This is a genomic window from Prosthecobacter dejongeii (assembly GCF_014203045.1).
In the GTDB taxonomy this organism is placed as follows: domain Bacteria; phylum Verrucomicrobiota; class Verrucomicrobiia; order Verrucomicrobiales; family Verrucomicrobiaceae; genus Prosthecobacter; species Prosthecobacter dejongeii.
Genome location: NZ_JACHIF010000010.1, coordinates 85932 through 106045 on the forward strand (window position 1 = coordinate 85932; position 20114 = coordinate 106045).

Consider the following 20114-nt stretch of genomic DNA (forward strand, 5'->3'; position numbering starts at 1 on the left):
CCTCTTGCACGAAGGCAGCGGCCCATGATAAACCGGAATCTGTCATGCATAAAATCACGCCCTGCCTCTGCCTCCTCACCCTTTGCTGCCTGTCATCCCAGGCCCAGGCGGCGCCGCGTGACTGGACGGATGATACCGGACGAAAAGTGCAGGCAGAATTTGCCGGGATGCAGGGAGACAGTGTCCTGCTGCGCGTCAGCCCCGAAAAGACGATCCCCTTTCCCCTAGCTCGTCTTAGCGCAGAGGATCAGGCTTTCATCAAAGCTCAATCTGCCGCCCCCGTTGCCCCGCCGACAGCGGCGGATCCGAAACGCCTCCCCATCGAGCAACGCACCTGGCCTCAAAACGTCGAAGTCCCTGCACGCTCGGTGGAAATCAGCGTGGTTTCTGAAAGCGTGGCCGAACGAAAGTATGTGTATCAATCCGAAGCCTTCGAATTCACCTCTCAGGCCAAACTCGCCGGCAGCGTGATGAAGGAAGTCGCACGCACCTTTGAGGCCACCCGCTCCGTCGTGGAGGCGCTACCTTGGGGCATCGTCTGCCGCCCTCCAGAGGGCATGCCGCGTTTTAAAGCCGCCCTCTATGAATCCCGCCAGGACTACATCGAAGCTGGTGGACCGGAAAACTCTGGCGGTGTTTACAGCACAGGAGACAAGATTTTCAAAATCCCGTTCCCCAGCCTGGGTATGGAAAAGCGCGGCCAGACCTACTTCAAAAACGACAACTACAGCAATGGCACGCTGGTGCATGAAATCACCCACCAGCTCATGGATGAATACCTGGGTTTCCTACCCACCTGGATCATCGAGGGCACGGCAGAATACACCGAAATGCTGCCCTATAAATCCGGCACCTTTCGTGCCGATGCCCACAAGAGCGGCATGAAAGAAGATGCCAGCGTGTGGGAAAAGCAGGAAGGCTTCCAACCTGACATTGGCAAACTGGAAGAGCACATGACCATGACCCGGGAGGAGTGGACCGCCGCCTGCAGCAGCCCCACCAAAATGCGCGACATGTACCATCGCTCGCAACTGTTGGTCTATTATTTCTGCCACCTGGATGGCGACAAAAAAGGCACCCGCTTCATCCGCTTCATGGAGGCCGTGCATGGCGAAGTCACCGCCATGCGCGCCTTCTTTGCCGACCCACGTGTCAAACGCATGGAAGGCGGTCGTTTCAGCTACCCGCGCGAGCTTACCCCTCCTGACATGAGCGGGGCCGCCGCCTTCAAGCACCTGCCCATTCTGCTCGATGAACGTCCCTACGCCAAAATCGCCAGCGAGATCATCGCTGGCTATAAGGACATCGGCATCAAAGTGCGCGTGGAGTAACGTTGTAGTGGCTCAGTGATGCCCCGGCTTGCGCTTATGAATGCAGATGGAGTTACCATCGGGATCTGAGATCAGCGCCATGTGGCAGACGGGGGATTCATAAGGACCAAAGTAGGGCTCCACGCCCTTCTGCTTCAGCCACTTCAGGGACTCCTCAAAGTCCTCCACCTCCAGAGCCACCCCACCGCCATCCTTGCTCGGCTTCCACATCTCCCCACCAATGGTGATGGCCAGCGTGTGCGGCCCGATCTCATACTCTACCCAGGTCGGCTCCTGACCTTCTACTTCCGTCCACGCCTCTTCAGTGAGCATCGGAACAGGGATTTTGCAGCGCCAGCAGAAGTAGGTTTTTGGCATGATGAATGGTCCTTCAATCAGCAGGCCATGTTCAAGACTAACTTGGTTGACCTTGTCCATCAATCCCATCACTCGGAGAGTGATGAATACTGTACGCAAAAAGCTCCGAGGTCGCCCTCGGAGCTTTGAATGTTAAACTTGGACTGACCGACGCTTACGCCGCCTTGCCCACCGCCGCCACGATCTTCTGAGCCGCATCGGTGAGACCGTCGGCACTGGTGATGGCCAGGCCACTGCTGGCCAGAGTGGCCTTGCCAGCTTCGACGTTGTTGCCTTCCAGACGGACGACGAGAGGGATATTCAGGCTAACTTCCTGGGCTGCGGCGATGATGCCGTTGGCGATGATGTCGCAGTCCATGATGCCACCAAAGATGTTCACCAGGATGCCCTTCACATTTGGGTCGCCCAGGATGATTTTGAAGGCTGCGGTCACCTGCTCTTTCGTGGCACCACCGCCCACGTCGAGGAAGTTGGCAGGCTCACCCCCGTGCAGCTTGATGATGTCCATCGTGCTCATGGCCAGACCAGCACCATTGACGAGACAGGCGATGTTACCATCCAGACCGATGTAGCTCAGGCCGAACTCACTGGCAGCGACTTCACGTGGGTCTTCTTCAGTCGTGTCACGCATGGCGACGACGTCCTTCTGACGATAGAGAGCATTGTCGTCGAAGTTGAACTTCGCATCCAGAGCCACGACCTGACCATCGGTGGTGATGGCCAGCGGGTTCACTTCCACCAGGGAGCAGTCGCTTTTCAGGTAAAGATTCCAAAGTGCTGTGATGAGCTTCACCGTCTGGTTGGCCTGAGGACCTTTGAGGCCCAAAGAGGCAGCGATCTTACGGGCTTGGTAGCTCTGCAGACCGAGAGTCGGGTGGACGAATTCTTTGAGAATCTTCTCCGGGGTCTTCTCCGCCACTTCTTCGATGTTCATGCCGCCTTCCGTGCTGGCGATGAGGGCGTGACTGCTGCTCTGGCGATCAAACAGAATAGCGAAGTAATGCTCCTTGGCGATATCCACAGACTTGGCGATGAGCACCTTGCTCACCAGCTTGCCTTCCGGCCCTGTCTGGTGGGTGACGAGGGTCTGGCCCAGCATTTTGCCAGCGATGTCCTGCGCTTCAGCCGCTGTGTTGATCACATGCACGCCGCCTTTGAAACCGTTTTTAAAGGTGCCTTTGCCGCGGCCACCCGCATGGACTTGAGCCTTCACCACGAGGCCAGCGCCACCCAGTTCTTCGGCAATCTTGCCAGCTTCTTCAGCCGTGGAGGCAACTTTGCCAGGAGGTGTGGCGACACCGAATTTCTCAAACAGTTCTTTGGCCTGGTATTCGTGGATGTTCATGGAGCGGAAATGGGGGAAGGTCTGCACGTCCCGGCGCTGGGACGGTCGAGCATAGGAGGCAGAGGGCAGAGGTCAAGGAGAGGACCGTCAAAAGTCTCGCCTTTCCGTCATTCCTTTGCTCGACACAGCTCTGATCAGCTTAGTTGGGCAGGCTAGGGCTCTTTTTTCAGGTCGTCTCGCCACCAGGATCTGCCTTTGCGCTTTGGGCTCGGCCCTTTCTTTTCAGGAAGGGATCTTCACCACACCAACGGTCGTGTTATCCTGACGATCATAATTGATCCGACGAATGGCGAAGATGATGGCATCGGCGATCTTATCCGCCGTGGTGTTTTGACCAAAGTGAAGCAACTCCTCCAGAGCCTTTGAAGTAAGCGTGAAAATGCCGTCGCTAGCCGCGATGACGATGTCATCCGGAAGCAGCTTGATCGGATCCGCCGCGAAATCAATCAGCGCCATCTGTACCCCCATGACCGCGCTCTGCAAGGTGTGGCGATCTGGGTGGTGGGCAGCTTCCTCCACCGTCATCGTCCCAGCGCGCACGCGTTCCTCGAGGAGAGGCGTCAGCGAATGGTCGGCATTCAGTCGTGTGAGCAACCCGCGACGGTAAAGAAACAACGGCGAATCCCCCACACTGATCCATTGTACCTCCCGATGACTGACCAATACAGAGAGCATGGTGGTACCCATGGGAGGGGCCACCGATGGCATACGATCGGTGATGTATCCCAGCGTTTCATTGGCCGTATCCAGAGCCGTGCGTAGGCGCCAGCTAGCGTCACCCGGCTGCTCATGAAAGGCGCGGACAAACGCATTCACCGCGAGATAACTGGCCACACTGCCGCCCGCATGGGCACCCAGGCCATCCCCCACCACCAGCAGCAGCTTTTGCAGAGGCTCCTCGGTCATTTCAGCCGCATCGGCGAAGGCATAATAATCCTCCTGATTATCGCGACGCCCCTTGTATTGACGAGCGGCAAAGTCCTGCTCCTGCACAAAGGCTGGGGCAGTCGGTGGCGTGAAAACAGGCAGTGGAACAGGTGCGGTCACTCGGCGTAAAACTTGAAGATCGTGGTGTGCAGGTAAGGCTCTCCCGGGCGCACGGTCGCGCTGGGGAACTGCGGCTTATTGGGGCTATCGGGGTACTTCTGAGTCTCCAGGCAGAAGCCATGGCGGGCCTCATACACATGCCCAACTTTTCCCTTCACACCTTTGAGATGATTCCCGGTGTAAAGCTGCACCGCAGGGTCAGTGGTATGCACCTCCATCACACGGCCACTTTGGGGGTCTTTGGCACGCGCGGCCAGCTTCAGCCCGGGGCCGGGGAGCACGTAGTTGTGATCGTATCCCTTACCCTGTACCAGGGGTTTAAAATGGGCCGAAATGCGCTCCCCGATGAGATGAGGAGAGGTGAAATCCAGCGGTGTGTCCAGCAGGCTCACAATCTCCCCGGTCGGAATCAGGGCATCATCCGTCGCCGTGTAAGTCTCGGCCGGAATGCTGAGTTCGTGCCCCAAAACATCGCCACTGCCTTCCCCCGCGAGGTTAAAGTAACTGTGGTTCGTCAGGTTCACCACCGTGGGTTTATCTGTCGTGGCACGGTAATCAATCTTTAGCGCCCGGTCTCCAGTGAGGCTGTAGGTCACCGTACAGTCCAATTTACCAGGGAAACCCTCTTCACCATCGGCGCTGGTGTAGGCCAGTTCCACTGCGGTTTGCCCTTCCAGCACCCGGGCTTTCCAGACCTTTTTATCAAAGGCATCTTTACCGCCATGAATGTGATTTTTCCCAGAGTTCGCCGTCACCTCATATTGCACCCCATCAATCTGAAAGGAGGCCCCACCGATGCGGTTGGCATAACGGCCCGTGATGCAGCCAAAGTGCGGGTGCTTCCCCAGGTAGGGTTCCAAACTTTCAAAACCCAAAACCACATCCGCAATGGTGCCTTTCTTGTCGGGGACCTTCACAGAGACCAGGATGCCACCGTAGTTCGTGACCTGCACCTCAAGCCCTGCGGCATCGCGGAGGGTGAAAAGTTGCACCTCCTCCCCAGCCACCGTTTGTCCCCAGGGGGTGGAAACAACTTCGGCAGTAAGAGGCAGGGGCGACGTCATAAGAGCAGAAACAGCAGCGAACAGGGCGCAGCGAAACATGAAGGTAGGTGGGTTACAGCCTACCAGTGTGGCCTCTCCCACGGTCGGGCGCAAGACTCGATTCACGCCCCACTCCTTCCGCTAACTCTCTGAGCGTCAAACTATCGCAAGCGGCGGCGCAGCAGTAAAACCAGGCCCGACATACCGATCAGCATGGCACCACCCGGTTCAGGAATCGGCGCACAATCTCCCGTCAACGTCACATTATCCAAATAAAGAGCCCCACCAGAGCCACCCCAGGCATACAGCTCGACGTTGAAAGTCTCCCCACTGTATTCCGTCCCGAAGGGCAAGGGGGCGCTCCCCTGGGCAAAATCAAAGTCCAGCGCCGTCCACCCCGTGGCCGCAGCGAGGCTAACCGGGCCCGAATTCCGCTGCTGGATAACGCCAGCGGAATCAGCCCAGAAGATGGAGGCCATGATCGTATCTGGAGACGACAAATAGGGCCGCTTCACATCTACCGAAAGTCCGCTCAGCGTTCCCAGACTCGTCGCACCTGCCTGAACTTCGAAAGCCAAGGTCTTTGGCCACTGCCATAGCCCACTGCGATTGAGATATTCTGAAGCATCCGAAGGATTTCGATCCCAGCCCGAATACGTTCTGAAAGCACTGCCGTCAGGCCCACCCGCCGTGCGCAGACCTTCCGTCAGGCAACAGGCGTCCAGATCGGTCACATCAATGCAAGGTGAAATGCAGCTTGCTTCATTCGCTGACGTCACACTGGCCAAATGATTGAAGTCAAATCGCCCTAGGACAGCCCCCTGCGCGGTTGTCGCGAGCAAAGCCATAGCACTCAAGGTGGCGAATAAATTTTTCATGATTGGCAAGGGGTAATTACACAACTGACACTCAAACATGATCCCTTTATCACATTTGATAGATCATTGTGAAAATCATAGCCGCCGTATCTCAACCATCAATATCAAAAATGGAAATTTTACCATTTTTGTATTTCATTTATGCTAATTATTACAAAGAGTTAGCCGCATCCTTCTTTGCATCGTCTCAGGCCGTCACGTATCCTTTGGTGATGAATCGCCGGGCTCTTTTCCACCTCCTCGCCGCTGCTACGCTGCCCTCTTTCCTTCGGGCGGCTGAACACTTGCCGCAGAGCCTCACCTTCATTGGGGAAGACAAATTTGATCGCATTGTGGCCCAAGCCCTTCAGGAAAACTGGCGTGCCTTACCCATCGGAGCTCGGATCACCCACGCCGCACTTGCCATGGCAGGCACTCCGTATGTCGGCTTCACCCTGGAGATCCACGACCATATCGAATCTCCTTCAGCGAATTTCGACGGCCAGGACTGCTGGACCTTCTTCGAGATCGCCCTGGGCCTTGCCCGCATGCTAGCCATTCGCCAAGATCACTACTCACCCGCAGATCTCCTGCGCCAGATCGAGATCACCCGCTACCGACACGGCACATGCCAAGGCGGCTACCTAGACCGAATCCATTACCTGGATGAATGGTTTCAGGATAATCAAAAACGTGGACACGTGCGCAACATCACCGCCAGCCTCGGCAAAACCGTCCCCCTCGAAGGCCGTCGCATTGATGAAATGACCGTTCTGTGGAAAAGCTATCGCTACCTGAAAAACAATCCTCACCTCCGTTCTGGCATGGCCCAGATCGAGACTGAACTCCAGACCCGTCCCTTCCGCTACCTGCCCAAGGACCAAGTCAACCGCATCGAGCCCCAACTTCAGAGTGGTGACATCGTCGGCATCGTCACCCATAAACCTCACGTTTATTGCAGTCACGTCGGACTCATCGTCCGCACGGAAGACGGTGTATCTCATTTCATGCACGCTTCCCAGACGCATAAGCGAGTGCTGGTGGATAAAGCACTGCATGCCTATTTGGCCGACTTCAAAAGCCACGCCGGAATCGTGGTGGCGCGCCCGCTGGAATGATGCCACACTCTTTTTATGTTGCTCGCCGAGATTGATCCCATCCAGGTCGTCATCATCGTCATCGCAATGGGGGCTGGCTTCGTGCAGTGGCTATGGGGTCTTTTCAAACAAGGTCAAGAAGAGGCCGAGCGCCGCAAGGCCGACCTTCCCAGCCCCGAAGAACGCGCAGCTCGTGAACAGGCCTGGAGGCGTCAAGTCGAACAAAAGGGTCAGCCCTCACGCCCCGCCCCCAAAACACCACCGCTGAATCCCTGGGATACCGTGCGGGATGTCTTTGAACAGATCAAAGAAGAAGCGCGCAAAGACCAAAGCCCAGCCGCGCCACCACCGCTACCTCACCGTCCGAGTTCCCCCCCGCCACCCGCCGCCAGGCCGCGCTCCTACACCGTGCGGGCAGAGTTGCACCCCACTCCCGTCCCACCACCCACTCCTGCCGCCCCCTTCCCCACAGCCCCAGCTTCCGCCAGTTCTGCCAGCACCCCACCCATCTTTTTTGCCCAGCCCCCAGCTCCCGCTAAACTCTTTCCCACCCCAGATCAGACGCTCCATCGCTCCCGCCCAGAACTCCAGGGCCTACGCCAACTCCTACAAACCCCCGCCACCCTTCGCCAGGCGGTTTTACTCCGAGAAATACTTGGGCCACCAAAAGCCTTGCAATCCGCGGAAGACGCGCCATTCTAACAGTCCGTTCGCAAGAACTTACATGCCGGTGTGGTGAAATGGTAGACGCGCTAGACTCAAAATCTTGTTCTTAACAGAGTGTCGGTTCGAGTCCGACCACCGGCACCACCCCTTGAAAATCAAGAGGTTACCCCAAAAGGGGTTCTCCGTTCTCCCCGCCCCTTGGGAAATCTGATGGCAGTTTGATGGCAGTTTTTGAATTCTGTTCTTGGACGTTCTCCAATGTTCACGGATGTCAGAATCAAGGTTTAGGTCTCGGAAACCTCAGCTCTTTCTCACCCTCGGCTTCTGGACCCGTAGCACCTCAAGTGTGTAACCAGCGCCGTTGTCAAAAGGCTGTACCTCCCCTGTCACTTCGACGACTGGGTATCTCACGGTGGCTAGCCCATGGTAGCGATAGGTCTCGGCAAAGATCTCGCATTCCACGATCCCACTTTGATCACAGATGGAGATGAATTTCATAGGCTCTCCGTTGGCCTGAATATGGGATCGAGTCACGATGATCAGCCCGCAAACAGTCACTCTCTGCCTATGATACCGATGTAGGTCTGCGATGCGGCAATAAGTCCCCCAGCCGACTTCTGGAAATCGTTCCAAGGGATGCCCTGTGATTGTGTATCCCAGGAGCTCGAATTCATCACACAAGCGTTGCAGGCGCGACGGCTCTTCACGGAACGTCGTGCGCAATTCCTCATCCGTGCAATTCTGCAACAGCCATCCATCACCGACACTGCCATCGCGACTGGTATGCAGGCAGTGCCAAAACTGTTCTGTCCTTGGCATACCAAATCCGTCCAAAGCCCCCACTCGAATAAGGCTCAGTGTTTCAGCAGGCTCGGGACGAACACGCTCACAAAAATCGCGAACCCCCAAGAATGCAGATCTCAGTTTTTCAGCTCTCCAACGCTCCAGCAGTGATTCACTAAGACCCTTGATGGAACGCATTGGCACTCGAATAGCTCGGCCTAGGTTCCGCGCTGGCGTTCCGCTTTCCACGGTCATTAATTCAACGTCAAACGAGTCCGTAGAGACGTTCACGTCAGGCGATAAAAAACCGATCCCCAACCGCCGACACTCCAAGGTGTAAACCAGAGGTGAATAAAACCCTTTCCCATTGGAGAGCACCGCAGCCATGAACTCCGCAGGGTGGTAACACTTGAGATAGGCACCTAGGTACGCCTCAACCCCGTAGGCCGTGCTGTGTGCCCGGCAAAAGGCATATCCTTGGAACCCACTCACCAACTGCCAGACCTTTTCAATGATTTCATCGTGGTGCCTCTTTGCTTTGGCTGCCGCAACAAACTCCACCTTCAGCTCTGCCACTTTCCTCATGTCCAGTTTGACCAAGGCTCGGCGCAACATGTCAGCTCGTCCAGGTGCCAGACCCGCAAAGGCTTCACAGATTTGTAGAATATGCTCTTCGTAGGCCACAACGCCAAAGGTTGAGCGAAGCACTCCGCTCAAGCTTTCATGGGTGTAATCCACAGGCTCCAATCCTTGAGCACGCCGTGCAAACTGGCTCTTTTTCAATCCATTGGCCGCGCCAGGTCTGATCACTGAGACAATGGCAATAAGCCGATCAATGTCCCTTACCGCAGCCATGCACGCTAAGCTTGTCATGGCAGGGCTTTCGATGTGGTGCACGCCTCTAGCATTACCTGAGGCGATCATCTCCCACACCGCTTCATCAGACCAAGCTTCCACACTCCCAGGACGTGGCGGGGATTCAGAGCCTCCCAAGCCGCCAATTTCCAAAGATTTTAAATCAACCGAGACTCCTTGTCGGCCTAAAGCTGTCTGAGCATCACGTAGAACAGCGAGTCCGCCTTGGGCGAGAATATCGAGTTTAATGAGCCCGACCGCCTCGACTGCATCCATGTCAAAATGAGTCGTTGGCCAGCCTTTTGCACTGGTAAAAACCGGAGTCAGAGTGCGGATGGGATCACGAGACAAGACCACGCCGCAGGGATGCATTTTGGCGTAACGTGGAAATCCGTCCAGCATGCCAGACATCAGCAAAGCCGTTCTGAGCGGCTCTTCTTTCCACTCCTCAAGATCACACTCACGCGAGACTGCTAACGCATCAGCCGCATGCTTGGCATCCGTCCAGGGCATGTGCTGGGTGAGTCGGCGAATCTCGTTTTCTGCGACTCCTAAAACCTTGGCAATATCGCCGAAAGCCGACCGCGCTTGAAAGGTATTAAAACCACCCACGATGGCAGCGTGCTCTGGCCCGTAGTGAGACAACAGGAGTTCCACCACGTCGTCTTTACGGTCATGCGCAAAATCAATGTCGATGTCCGGCAGCTTTTGCAGCGCCATGCGGTCGCGATTAAGGAATCTCCGAAAATAGAGCTCAAAGCGGATGGGGCAGACATTGCTGATTTTCAGGCAATAACAAACCAGGGAATCGGCTGCGCTTCCTCGTGTGATCCAGTCAATACCCACAGCCTGACAGCGCTGCAATAGATCCCACACCATCAAAAAATATTCCTCGTAACCGACTTCAGAAATGATCTCGAGTTCCTCATTCAACTGGGCCTCATATTGCCCCGCTTTCACTCCATACCTTGAGCGCAAACCCTCATGGGCCAAACGACGTAACATTATCGCTGGAGCACTGCCATCTTGAGGCTCATACTGCGGAAATCGCAGGGTCTTAAAGTCGAACGAAAAATTGCACTGCTCCCCCAGCTCATGCGCGGCTTGCAACGCCTCAGATGAATAGCAACCTGCCCAGTGAGTGGAATCATGAAACGCGAAGTCACCTCTGCGTTTTTTGGGATGACTCTCATGCAGGAGCGTGAGGGTCTTCATGCTCTGCAAAATGTCGAAGAACACTTTATCCTGCGGAGATCCATACCGAATCTCGGGCAAAGCTATTTCACTGCTATTAGCGGGCATGATGATCAGGCCTTCGTGGTGATCGTCGAGTTGCTCAGACGTCACACCAGCGTCTTCACCGAAGGACAAGAGACGGCAGAGATTCTGATATCCTCGGGTGCTTTGCACGTAAGCTAAGAGACGCTTTTTCCCGTGGTTGAGTTCCGCACCCACCACAGGCTTAATGCCGGCGGCTGATGCGGCCTGGAAAAACGGAATCGCAGCGTGCAGGTTGGGATCTGTGATCGCCACCATGGGCACTTCATGAGCTACCGCTTTCTCAATGATGGCGGGGATGGTGAGTGCCGAATCTAAAAAGCTGTAACAGCTCTTCACATTCAGTGCAGGCACAGAAGATTTCACAAATTTACGAACCAGGATCTCGGGTTTCAGGGTGACACGTTCCTGCAAGACTCTGTTCGTTGTCGAAGCACTCGCATCTGTGACCAGTCGAGGTTTGGGGAGCACCTGTCTTGGCGCATGCCGATGTTGCGACAACCACAAGTCATGTCCACGCATAATGCTTTGATGACCACGCTTTAAATCATCCACCACCATCGCCAATGAATGCAGCCTTTCTCTTTTGGCATCAGATGCCTCCAGAGGAAGTAGCGCTGAAAAACTGGCGTGGTAAATTTTGGTGAAGCGCACCCCTACCAGACGAATGCTCACACGCCTTTCCCAGGCCTTCTTCAGCATCGCCTGCATCAGCGGATAAACATCATGCTCCAGATCGGTTGGCTCATCCAAGCTCATAGAGCGTGTCACTTCGTCCATGTCATTGTAGCGAAGACGCAGAGTCACCGTGCGAATGCTTTTTCCGTCCTGCCTCACCCTCTGCATCAGCGTATCCACCATCGCTCGAAGCCTCGCGACAATGAAGGCCGTATCCGTGGTATCCTGGGGAAAGGTTTCCTGTTCTCCATAGCTCTTAGCCGCAGGGGCTTCACAGATCACCGGCCGCGCATCCAGACCCAGGGCATAATCTCTCAGCTCCACAGCACTCTTTCCTAACAGCAAAGACAGCTCGTCCAAAGGCGCTGAGGCGATGTGTCCTACACGGCAAAGCCCGGCTGTGTTTAATCTTGCTGCCAGTTGAGGGCCTACCATGGGCAACCACTTGTTTTCCAGCGGCCATAAAAACCCCTGCTCATGCCCCGGTGCCACTTCAATGAAGCAGTGGGGTTTGTGCAGCTTGCTCGCGATTTGTGACACCAGCTTATTCGCACCCACTCCCACGGACACCGACAGTTTTAGACTCTGTGCAATCGCCGTCTGAATGGTCGCTGCGGTGCTGCCAGCCTTGCTTTGCAATGAGCCTGTTAAATCAAGGTAGCATTCATCAATGGAGGCCACTTCCACCACCGGAGTGAAGTCATAGGCGTAGCTGAACATCAGCTTGGAAAAGCGCTCGTATTTTTCAAAGTCCCCTGGCAACACAATCAGGCTGGGGCACAGCTTCTTGGCCTTAGCCGTTGGCATGGGGGTATAGACGCCCAGCTTTCGCGCCTCATAACTGGCCGAGGCAATCACCCCTCTTTTTTCTCCCCCCACGGCTACAGGCCTGCCTCGCAGTTTGCTATCAGCAGCCTGCTCAACGCTCGCAAAGAACGCATCCGCATCAAAGTGCAGGATCATAGCTGATCACCTCTCTGGGAGCCTCAGAAGAGCAATCTGCACGCCTTGGATGACCAGCTCTCTAGCCGGGATGAGGTCTGGGTATTTCACATTGGCTGCCCGCAGGTAAGGCACGCCTGCCTGCAAAATGAACCGCTTCAGGGTGGTTTCACCATCAATGAGAGCTGCAACAATGTCTCCATGCCGGGGCTCCCGAAACTCCATGATCACCACATCTCCCTCCAAGATGCCCGCCCCCTTCATCGAATCTCCGCGCACTTTAAGGGCAAAGGTCCTGGCATTCTTCGGCAACCTCAGCGTGTCGAAATCCACATCCAGGCAGTAATCCTGCCTCCCTTCCTGAATCTCCGGCCTTCCCGCCACAATGCTGCCAAGCAACGGTACACGGCGGAGAGAGAAGCGGTTGGCGAGAGTTTGCCAGAGCATCTGTAGCGATAAAACTTGGCGTGAGGTGAGCATGGCCCCACTGAATACTGTTCATTAGAACATTTTCAAGAGCCTCCTGTGTTTTTTCACCCGCTCCCCAGAGAGAACACGACCGTTGCCCCAAAAAGGACATCAACCAATGGTTGATTATGTGAAGCAGCAAAATGCAGGTGGAACATACCTAAGACAAGATGGAACGCCGTCGCTTTTGCCAAAAGGCGGGCTACACGATGGCGACGCCCACATGCCACTAGATCAATTCCAATTTCGTCTGTAATGAATTTAGAGCTTATCCATGAATCGTTGAGGGAGCTTTCAGATGAAGTGCTTCAGAGTGCTCTTTGGACGGGCAAGTCGGACGGGGAGCAATCTTCCTTCACTGAAGCAGTTTGCGTATTGTTCAACGATGCTGGATTGGAAAAAGCGTTGGACTCTGGAAATTTGGATAAGGATTATTCAAAATCACTGTGCCGTCGGGCTCGGCAGCTTCGTGCGCTGGTAAATATGATCGATGACACGGGAACGCCTGAGCAGACGCTAGGTCACGCCAAAATGGACGCACTGCGTGATGCTGCACGTGAACTCATGGAACTGTTCACCACTGAAACAAGGCACCAAACACCCGGTTCTCCTCCAGCATGAACTTCGAAACAGCGGCAAAGCATCGGACACATTAACGTAACACCATGATGCGAGCAGAACTCAAACGGCTTCACTATCCAGATATGGACATCGAGTCCTTTTGGCCGGACGATCCAGAGTGCTTTCATTTCCTCATGCAGGCCATGATTGGGCCAGAAGGCACTGACACAGAGGAGTCGTTCGACTTTGAGGTATCCACGCCCAAGTGGCTGTTACAGCACCGCGCTTCACAATGTTTCATGTTCGGTCATCACATGATACTCGCCTTCGATTATGACCTAAAAGTCATCGAAGCACGAGTGAGAAGCCTTTGCTCTAGGACCACGGGAGAGACTTGGGAACAAATAGCCTCAAAACTATCGCAATTCGGAAGATGGGAATTTGAAGATTATCGTCCATAAAATCCCCGTCATTCGATTCGCCATGTCCCCAGGGAGAACACGACCGTTTTACAACCAAAAAGGAACAAGGAACATCAACCATTGGATGATGTGAAGGACCGAGGTGCATCACAATTCCAATCCCAATTCAGGCGTCTCATTTTCGTCCGCGACCGACACATCATCCATTTGAGGAACGGGCGAGCTAATGGGAACCAAAGATTCTGCGGATTTATTCTGAGGCAGCAAAGCAGCATTCGACACCCGGTAAGCCTCCAACAGCTCACTTTCGTAAGGCTGGAAAAAAGACTGCAGCTCCTCTTTTGCTTGTCCAGGTGACAACCAGGCCAAAGCCCTTTCACCGTCCAAAACTAGCGGACTACGGTCATGGAACTTGGCCATGTATCGGCCCGGAGGCGTCGTCACCACACTCATTGAGGTATGCATAGGGCCTGAAGCCTGATCCTCAGCCAAAGGGCTTTGCCAAACATCCCAGATAGCAGCCAGCAGCAGAGGAGACCCGTCCGCATTGTGAATGAAATAGGGTGTGCCACGGTCGGGCCACTCATGCCAGCCGGTCACAGGAACAAGGCAGCGTCTTTGCATCACTGCCTGACGATAGGAGGCCAATTCAAAAATCGTCTCGGACCGGGCATTGAACGTGAGCCTGAATTTCTTGTTCACCTCCGCCTTGCCACCTTTTGCCCAGCTAGGAATGAGGCCAAACCGCATCCGTGTCGCCACGAGTTCACTTTCCTCCATCGTCAAAACATCAGCATAATCTGTGGGGCACAAATTGTGAATGCTAGGAGCCTGAGAACGCACATCCTCCTTCCCTGAGTCTTTCCGTCGCTCCACACGCAAAGCCCGCCCCGCTAGAGACAACGCAGGGAGCTTCGCAAACTGATTGAGACGACCGCACATGGATGGATAGTATCAATAAACCTGCTCAAGCTTTGGCTTTCTTGTGCTTTTTTCTAGATCTTTAGCGCATTCACTGCGTCTTGGCAGCACATCGCAACCATCATGAGATTTCAGTATTAAGATTGCAAAAACACCAGCTCAAGAGAAGACTTGTGGCATTAAATTTAGCCATCTAGAGCCAATAGGGCGCAACTCCAAAACCCTGTTCTCGGTGCAAGAAGGATGTCCTCCCTGCCTTTCAGATTTACGACCGGTCGTAGATTTCCATCAGATTCAGCATCAACGTGAATTGATCTTCCCTCAAAGGCCGGTTGATGCTAGTAAAATGTCACAATGAACATCCTCCTGAGCTTCACGGGATTCCACGATCCGTTTGTTCCCACTGCCGTGGAGGGAGAAATGGGGACCGGGCCGGTTCTAACGGTGGTGGCAGAGAGGCAATTTGACCATGTTTACTTGTTCAGCACTCCCAGGCTTGCAGAGAAATCGGAGGAGACCCGTAAGGCCATTGTTGAGCGCAAATCCAAGACAAAAGTCACGGTGCTTGATGTGCCACTGAAGGACCCCACGAATTACCTTGGCATATTACGCCAACTTCGTGGGCACTATAAAAAGATCAGGGCTGCCCATCCTGATGCCAACTACTCGATTTCTGTTTCGTCTGGCACCCCCCACATGCATGCCAGTTGGATACTTCTGTCTGCAAGTGGTGAGATACCTGCGACCATACTTCAGTCAACGCCTCCCGAATTTGTCCTTGAGGGTAAACCTCGCGTTAAGGAGATTGATCTGACGCAGCCAGAATTCCCACAGATCACACGCCCGATCCGTGAGGCCAAAAGTGAAGATGATGAGACCGAGGTCATCGCCCAAGCGTGTCGAGAGCTTGGAATTGTTGGACAAGATCCGGCCTTCATAAAAGCCCTCCGTGAGGCCCATGTGTATTCCCAGTATGACGATGTTCATGTCTTGCTGCTTGGCGAGACGGGATCCGGGAAAGAATACTTCGCACGGTTCATCCACAACCTCAGCTCACGCGGCACCAGGCCACTCATCACCATCAATTGCAGCAGTATTCCAGAGAACTTGGTAGAGAGCCAACTCTTCGGGCACAAACGAGGTGCATTCACCGGCGCATCATCTGATCAGCAGGGAAAATTCAAAGCAGCAGATGGCGGGATCATCTTCCTCGACGAATTGGGAGAGTTGCCTTTGAGTGCGCAAGCAAAGCTGCTTAGGGTGCTTGAGGAAGGCGAGATTGAGCCCGTGGGGACAAACAGGCCCGTGAAGATTGATGTGAAGGTGATCGCCGCCACAAATCGGGATCTCAAAGCCATGGTCTGCGATGGCAGTTTCCGGGAGGACCTCTACCAGCGCTTTGGCACCAGTGTCAATATCCCTGCTCTACGTCAGCGCCGTATCGACATCCCGCAACTAGCTCTGCACATCCTGGATAGTTGGAATGCTCGACATCAAAAGCAACGACGCCTCACGACGGATGCTCTCGCCAGACTCTCCCAGTATTCGTGGCCAGGAAATGTGCGTGAGCTTCGCAAAGTCATTACCCAGTCTGCCATGCTCTGCGCAGGAAAGGTCGTCGGGGCTGATGATCTACGCTTCGACGAATATTTGGTCGGATCGCAGGCTTTGAATCTACCTGAACCCGAAGAAGGTTTCAGTCTCACGTCATTTCTTGATGATGCCAAGAACCGCCTGATTGAGCGTGCTCTGGAGAAATCGGATCATGTTCAAGCCAGAGCAGCGAGACTCCTCGGCCTTACTCCTCAGGCAGTGAACCAGCACCTAAAGGCCCGAGAAGGTAAACAAAAGTAGATGCAAACATCAACGGAAATTGATTTTCTCACCGCCCATGAAAAGCGTTAAACAACCTCAATCCATTGATTTACAAGGCCTTCAGGTGGTCTCACACCACTTGGCACGCAACGAGCGAATGTATATACCAAGTCATGGACACCTCGTCTCCAGCAGCGGTAACTACCGCACCAATTCAACCATCCCCTGCAAAAGCGGGATCGCTGCCTTGTGTCATGACCTCCATTAATTTCGAGTTCCTCCGGGCTAAGCGTCGTGAACTCGCCGATCTGGGCGGGTTTGCAGAGCAATACGCCTTCACAGATCTCACCAGTGCTCTGGTGAAGCTCCGCACTTTTGCTGAGTCACTGGTGAAAGCAGTGTTTGCTCATCATCAGTTGCAGATGGGTTATCAGAGCAATCTGAATGACCTGCTCAATGACTCTTCCTTCAAGGCCATCACACCAGCGGTTGTTCAGGACAAACTTCACCTCCTGAGGATCAAGGGCAACCATGCCGCCCATGGAACCCTGCACCCGTTGCCTCCAGGAAAGATCATCGAGCTGGTTCGCGAGGCTCATGATCTAGGGAAATGGCTTCACCTCTCACTGGATAGCGGCCGTCTCGATCTGGTTTCCCCCTGGAAAACCATCACTCCGGATACGGTTGATGCAGCAGTCTCACTGAAAAAAGAGAACCGGGCAGCTCTACAGAAGTTAGCAGAGCAGGAAGCCCTGATGGCAAAGCTACTGGCAGACTTGGAGACAGCGCGCAGTCAGGCAGAAGCAGCACAGAAGTCCGAGGATGAAATTAAGCTCATCCTCAAGCAAGCACAGCAGGCTGCCAGCGTTCTCGAATTCAGTGAAGAGGCAACACGGTTCAAACTCATTGATGAACAGCTCACGGCTGCTGGTTGGAATGTGGGTCCACGAGGCAAGAGCACGAGTCAGGTAGGACAGGAAGTTGAAGTGCTGCATCAGCCAACGGCTTCTGGCATCGGATACGCCGATTATGTGTTCTGGGATGAAAATGGCAAACCCCTGAGCGTCCTCGAAACCAAGAAGACCGCTGTGGATGCTGAAAGAGGGAAGATGCAGGCCAAATACTATGCGGATGGTCTGGAGAAAATGTATGGGCAGCGCCCAGTCATCTTTTACTCGAACGGTTACGAGATATTCATCTGGGACGATGCCAAAGGCGAACCTCCACGCCCTCTGTTCGGCTTCTATTCCCCTGACAGCCTTCAATACTGCCTCTTTCAGACGAAGGAACGTGTATCGCAGTTGGCTTCGCTGAATCCAAAAGAAGCCATCATTGACCGCCTCTACCAAATCGAAGGTAACAAGCGTGTGGCTGAGACCTTTGATCGGCGGCGGCGCAAAGGCCTTATCATTCAAGCGACAGGCACAGGCAAAACTCGTGTGGCTATCGGTCTGTGCGAGCTGATGATTCGTGCGCGCTGGGCCAAGCGCATCCTCTTCCTCTGTGACCGCAGAGAGCTGCGCAAACAGGCTCTGAATGCTTTTAGCGACCATCTGCCCTCTGAGCCTACGGTTATCGTCAATAGCCGCACGGCGCAGGATCGAAACAAGCGCATCTACCTAGCCACCTATCCGGCGATGATGAAGTCCTTCCAGAATTTTGATGTGGGCTTCTTCGATTTGATCATCGCGGACGAGTCCCACCGAAGCATTTACAATCGCTACAGGGACCTGTTCCGCTACTTCGATGCCTACCAGGTTGGCCTCACCGCCACGCCAGTGAAGTTCGTGTTCCGCAACACCTACCGCCTGTTTGATTGCGAGACGAGCGACCCCACGTTCAACTACACCTACGAGGAGGCGGTGACACATGATCCGCCGTACCTGTGCCCGTTCAAGGTCATCAAGCACACCACCAAGTTCCTGCGCGATGGCATCAAATACAAAGACCTGACCAAAGAACAGCAGGAAGAGCTGGATGATCAGGTGGATGATCCTGAATCTATTGATTTCAGCCGTGAACAGGTCAGCCGTGCGGTGTTCAACAAGGACACCGACAAGCAGATCATTCGTAACTTGATGGAAAACGGCATCAGGAACGCAGATGGGACTCGTCTTGGCAAAACCATCATCTTCGCCCGCAACCACACCCACGCCAAGCTGCTCGTCTCCCTGTTTGATGAGATGTATCCACAGTTCGGTGGAGACTTCTGTGTCAGGATCGACAACTACGAGCCACGTGCTGAGCAGCTCATTGATGATCTCAAAAGCAACGATGGCACCAAGAACATCACCATCGCCGTGTCCGTGGATATGCTCGACACTGGCATCGACATCCCCGAAATTGTGAACCTCGTCTTTGCCAAGCCGGTGAAGTCGTATTCCAAATTCTGGCAGATGATCGGTCGTGGCACACGCCTTTGCTTCGATCTCTTTGGCCCCGGCAAGGACAAGCAGTTCTTCCAGGTCTTCGACCACTGGGGCAACTTTGAATACTTTGACGAACTGGTGAAGGAGGAGGAGCCAGCCAAAGGCAAAAGCCTGCCGGAGATTCTGTTCGAGGCCCGTATCAAACTTGGCGAGACAGCCATCAGCACCCAGGATTTAGATGCTCTTAAACTTGCCACCAAGCTACTGGCTGCGGATGTAGCGTCCCTTCCTGCAGACTGCCTGTCCGTCCGGGAGAAGTGGAAAGAAGTGAAGGGTGTCCAGAAAGATGGCGTCCTGCCAGGATTCCAGACGGCCACCGTAGCAGTGCTCAAAAAGGACATCGCACCTCTGATGCAATGGCGGGATGTGCGTGGCAGTGAGGCGGCTCATCAGTTTGATCTGTTGGTCACTCATCTCCAGGACTCCAAGCTCACCAAGTCAGCCGCCGCCGCAGACATTCGAGACACCATCATCAATCAGGTTTCCGATCTCCCCATCAATTTGACTCAGGTGGCGGAGAAGCTACCGACCATTCAAAAAGCCAAGTCCACGGCATACTACGAGACCGCCACTGTTTCCGACCTGGAAGTTCTGCGCACTGAACTTCGCGGTATCATGCGCTTCAAAAAGAAGGGCACGGTAACTCCCATTGGACCTCTGATTCTGAATCTGCGTGAAGATGCCACCGAGTTTCAGGTCAATCAGCACAAGCCCAAGCTGGAAGGTCTCGACCTTGCTCATTATCGCAGTCGTGTGGAAGGGGTGCTTCGTGCCCTCATGGAGGATAGCACCGCTTTGAAGAAGATTCGTGCGGGGCTGCCTGTGGCTGCTGGTGATCTCGAAGAACTCACCACCGATGTCCTGCTTCAGGACCCGGACCTTCACCTGGACGAGCTTCTCATCCATTATCCCAACAAAGCCCAGCGCATTGACCTCGCCATACGGCAGATCATTGGCTTGGAAGCTGATAAGGTGGACGAGAAGTTCCGCGTCTTCGTCCAGAAATATCCAGCACTGAACGCCAATCAAATTCGCTTCCTGGAACTCCTGAAGTCCTACATCTCCCGCTACGGCGCGATTGAACTGGAGAAGCTCTGGGAAGCCCCCTTCACCACCATTCACGGCAGCGGCGTCGATGGTGTGTTTACCAATTCCCAACAGGTCGATGACCTCCTGTCGCTGCTCAATGACATCAACCAAGTTACCGCCTAAATTTCCG

15 protein-coding genes and 1 tRNA gene are annotated in these 20114 nt (G+C 54.4%); 8 read left to right on the top strand and 8 right to left on the bottom strand.

Features of this window, described 5'->3' with window-relative positions; translation table 11 throughout:
• Positions 1 to 44: 44 nt before the first annotated feature.
• On the top strand, positions 45 to 1331 hold the full coding sequence (locus HNQ64_RS19790) for an SHD1 domain-containing protein (protein ID WP_184211942.1): 1287 nt from the start codon (positions 45 to 47) through the stop codon (positions 1329 to 1331).
• Between the two features lie 12 nt (positions 1332 to 1343).
• Here HNQ64_RS19790 and HNQ64_RS19795 read toward each other — a convergent pair whose 3' ends face one another.
• The 5 genes from HNQ64_RS19795 to HNQ64_RS19815 all read right to left on the bottom strand — a co-directional run bounded on the left by HNQ64_RS19795 (position 1344) and on the right by HNQ64_RS19815 (position 6001).
• On the bottom strand, positions 1344 to 1688 hold the full coding sequence (locus HNQ64_RS19795) for a VOC family protein (protein WP_184211944.1): 345 nt from the start codon (positions 1686 to 1688) through the stop codon (positions 1344 to 1346).
• 154 nt (positions 1689 to 1842) lie between these two features.
• Positions 1843 to 3033, bottom strand: coding sequence for an ADP-forming succinate--CoA ligase subunit beta (gene sucC / locus HNQ64_RS19800; protein ID WP_184211946.1), 1191 nt, complete (start codon positions 3031 to 3033; stop codon positions 1843 to 1845).
• 222 nt (positions 3034 to 3255) lie between these two features.
• A complete protein-coding gene (locus tag HNQ64_RS19805; RefSeq protein WP_184211948.1) occupies positions 3256 to 4080 on the bottom strand; it encodes a protein phosphatase 2C domain-containing protein in 825 nt (274 codons plus the stop codon).
• Positions 4077 to 5249: an aldose epimerase family protein gene (locus tag HNQ64_RS19810; RefSeq protein WP_343075911.1), complete on the bottom strand. Its 1173-nt coding sequence runs from the start codon at positions 5247 to 5249 to the stop codon at positions 4077 to 4079. The genes HNQ64_RS19805 and HNQ64_RS19810 overlap by 4 nt, the downstream gene beginning before the upstream one ends.
• A 35-nt stretch (positions 5250 to 5284) precedes the next feature.
• Positions 5285 to 6001 (bottom strand): hypothetical protein, encoded by a 717-nt coding sequence (locus HNQ64_RS19815; RefSeq protein WP_184211950.1) that lies wholly within the window; start codon positions 5999 to 6001, stop codon positions 5285 to 5287.
• A gap of 110 nt (positions 6002 to 6111) precedes the next feature.
• Between HNQ64_RS19815 and HNQ64_RS19820 the strand changes: the two genes are divergently transcribed.
• The 3 genes from HNQ64_RS19820 to HNQ64_RS19830 all read left to right on the top strand — a co-directional run bounded on the left by HNQ64_RS19820 (position 6112) and on the right by HNQ64_RS19830 (position 7887).
• Entirely contained in the window at positions 6112 to 7098 is a 987-nt protein-coding gene (locus HNQ64_RS19820) for an N-acetylmuramoyl-L-alanine amidase-like domain-containing protein (protein WP_184211952.1), read from the top strand.
• A 15-nt stretch (positions 7099 to 7113) separates the two neighbouring features.
• Complete coding sequence (locus HNQ64_RS19825; protein ID WP_184211954.1) at positions 7114 to 7779, top strand: hypothetical protein; 666 nt, start codon at positions 7114 to 7116, stop codon at positions 7777 to 7779.
• A gap of 24 nt (positions 7780 to 7803) precedes the next feature.
• A tRNA-Leu gene (locus HNQ64_RS19830) sits at positions 7804 to 7887 on the top strand.
• A gap of 156 nt (positions 7888 to 8043) precedes the next feature.
• Here the strand turns inward: HNQ64_RS19830 and dnaE are convergent.
• Together dnaE and HNQ64_RS19840 are read right to left on the bottom strand one after the other, a co-directional pair.
• Positions 8044 to 12300, bottom strand: coding sequence for a DNA polymerase III subunit alpha (gene dnaE / locus HNQ64_RS19835; RefSeq protein WP_184211956.1), 4257 nt, complete (start codon positions 12298 to 12300; stop codon positions 8044 to 8046).
• 6 nt (positions 12301 to 12306) lie between these two features.
• Positions 12307 to 12759 carry a LexA family protein gene (locus HNQ64_RS19840; RefSeq protein WP_184211958.1) on the bottom strand — a complete coding sequence of 151 codons (453 nt, stop codon included), beginning with the start codon at positions 12757 to 12759 and terminating at the stop codon, positions 12307 to 12309.
• A 243-nt stretch (positions 12760 to 13002) separates the two neighbouring features.
• On the opposite strand from HNQ64_RS19840, the gene HNQ64_RS19845 reads away from it, so the two are divergent.
• Complete coding sequence (locus HNQ64_RS19845; RefSeq protein WP_184211960.1) at positions 13003 to 13368, top strand: hypothetical protein; 366 nt, start codon at positions 13003 to 13005, stop codon at positions 13366 to 13368.
• A 47-nt stretch (positions 13369 to 13415) separates the two neighbouring features.
• Complete coding sequence (locus tag HNQ64_RS24505) at positions 13416 to 13769, top strand: immunity 8 family protein (protein ID WP_408004366.1); 354 nt, start codon at positions 13416 to 13418, stop codon at positions 13767 to 13769.
• Positions 13770 to 13877: 108 nt separating this feature from the next.
• Here the strand turns inward: HNQ64_RS24505 and HNQ64_RS19855 are convergent, their stop codons facing one another.
• A complete protein-coding gene (locus tag HNQ64_RS19855) occupies positions 13878 to 14672 on the bottom strand; it encodes an SOS response-associated peptidase (protein ID WP_184211964.1) in 795 nt (264 codons plus the stop codon).
• Positions 14673 to 15005: 333 nt separating this feature from the next.
• Between HNQ64_RS19855 and HNQ64_RS19860 the strand changes: the two genes are divergently transcribed.
• Both HNQ64_RS19860 and HNQ64_RS19865 read left to right on the top strand, forming a co-directional pair.
• Positions 15006 to 16505: an RNA repair transcriptional activator RtcR family protein gene (locus tag HNQ64_RS19860; RefSeq protein WP_184211966.1), complete on the top strand. Its 1500-nt coding sequence runs from the start codon at positions 15006 to 15008 to the stop codon at positions 16503 to 16505.
• 215 nt (positions 16506 to 16720) lie between these two features.
• A complete protein-coding gene (locus HNQ64_RS19865; RefSeq protein WP_184211968.1) occupies positions 16721 to 20107 on the top strand; it encodes a DEAD/DEAH box helicase family protein in 3387 nt (1128 codons plus the stop codon).
• Positions 20108 to 20114: the final 7 nt, after the last annotated feature.

Excerpts from the sequence above, each read along its gene's own strand:
- HNQ64_RS19790 (WP_184211942.1), top strand. The coding sequence starts at position 45 with ATGCATAAAATCACGCCCTGCCTCTGCCTCCTCACCCTTTGCTGCCTG.
- HNQ64_RS19795 (WP_184211944.1), bottom strand. The coding sequence starts at position 1,688 with ATGCCAAAAACCTACTTCTGCTGGCGCTGCAAAATCCCTGTTCCGATG.
- sucC (WP_184211946.1), bottom strand. The coding sequence starts at position 3,033 with ATGAACATCCACGAATACCAGGCCAAAGAACTGTTTGAGAAATTCGGT.
- HNQ64_RS19815 (WP_184211950.1), bottom strand. The coding sequence starts at position 6,001 with ATGAAAAATTTATTCGCCACCTTGAGTGCTATGGCTTTGCTCGCGACA.
- HNQ64_RS19820 (WP_184211952.1), top strand. The coding sequence starts at position 6,112 with ATGGAAATTTTACCATTTTTGTATTTCATTTATGCTAATTATTACAAA.
- HNQ64_RS19825 (WP_184211954.1), top strand. The coding sequence starts at position 7,114 with ATGTTGCTCGCCGAGATTGATCCCATCCAGGTCGTCATCATCGTCATC.
- dnaE (WP_184211956.1), bottom strand. The coding sequence starts at position 12,300 with ATGATCCTGCACTTTGATGCGGATGCGTTCTTTGCGAGCGTTGAGCAG.
- HNQ64_RS19840 (WP_184211958.1), bottom strand. The coding sequence starts at position 12,759 with ATGCTCACCTCACGCCAAGTTTTATCGCTACAGATGCTCTGGCAAACT.
- HNQ64_RS19845 (WP_184211960.1), top strand. The coding sequence starts at position 13,003 with ATGAATTTAGAGCTTATCCATGAATCGTTGAGGGAGCTTTCAGATGAA.
- HNQ64_RS24505 (WP_408004366.1), top strand. The coding sequence starts at position 13,416 with ATGCGAGCAGAACTCAAACGGCTTCACTATCCAGATATGGACATCGAG.
- HNQ64_RS19855 (WP_184211964.1), bottom strand. The coding sequence starts at position 14,672 with ATGTGCGGTCGTCTCAATCAGTTTGCGAAGCTCCCTGCGTTGTCTCTA.
- HNQ64_RS19860 (WP_184211966.1), top strand. The coding sequence starts at position 15,006 with ATGAACATCCTCCTGAGCTTCACGGGATTCCACGATCCGTTTGTTCCC.
- HNQ64_RS19865 (WP_184211968.1), top strand. The coding sequence starts at position 16,721 with ATGACCTCCATTAATTTCGAGTTCCTCCGGGCTAAGCGTCGTGAACTC.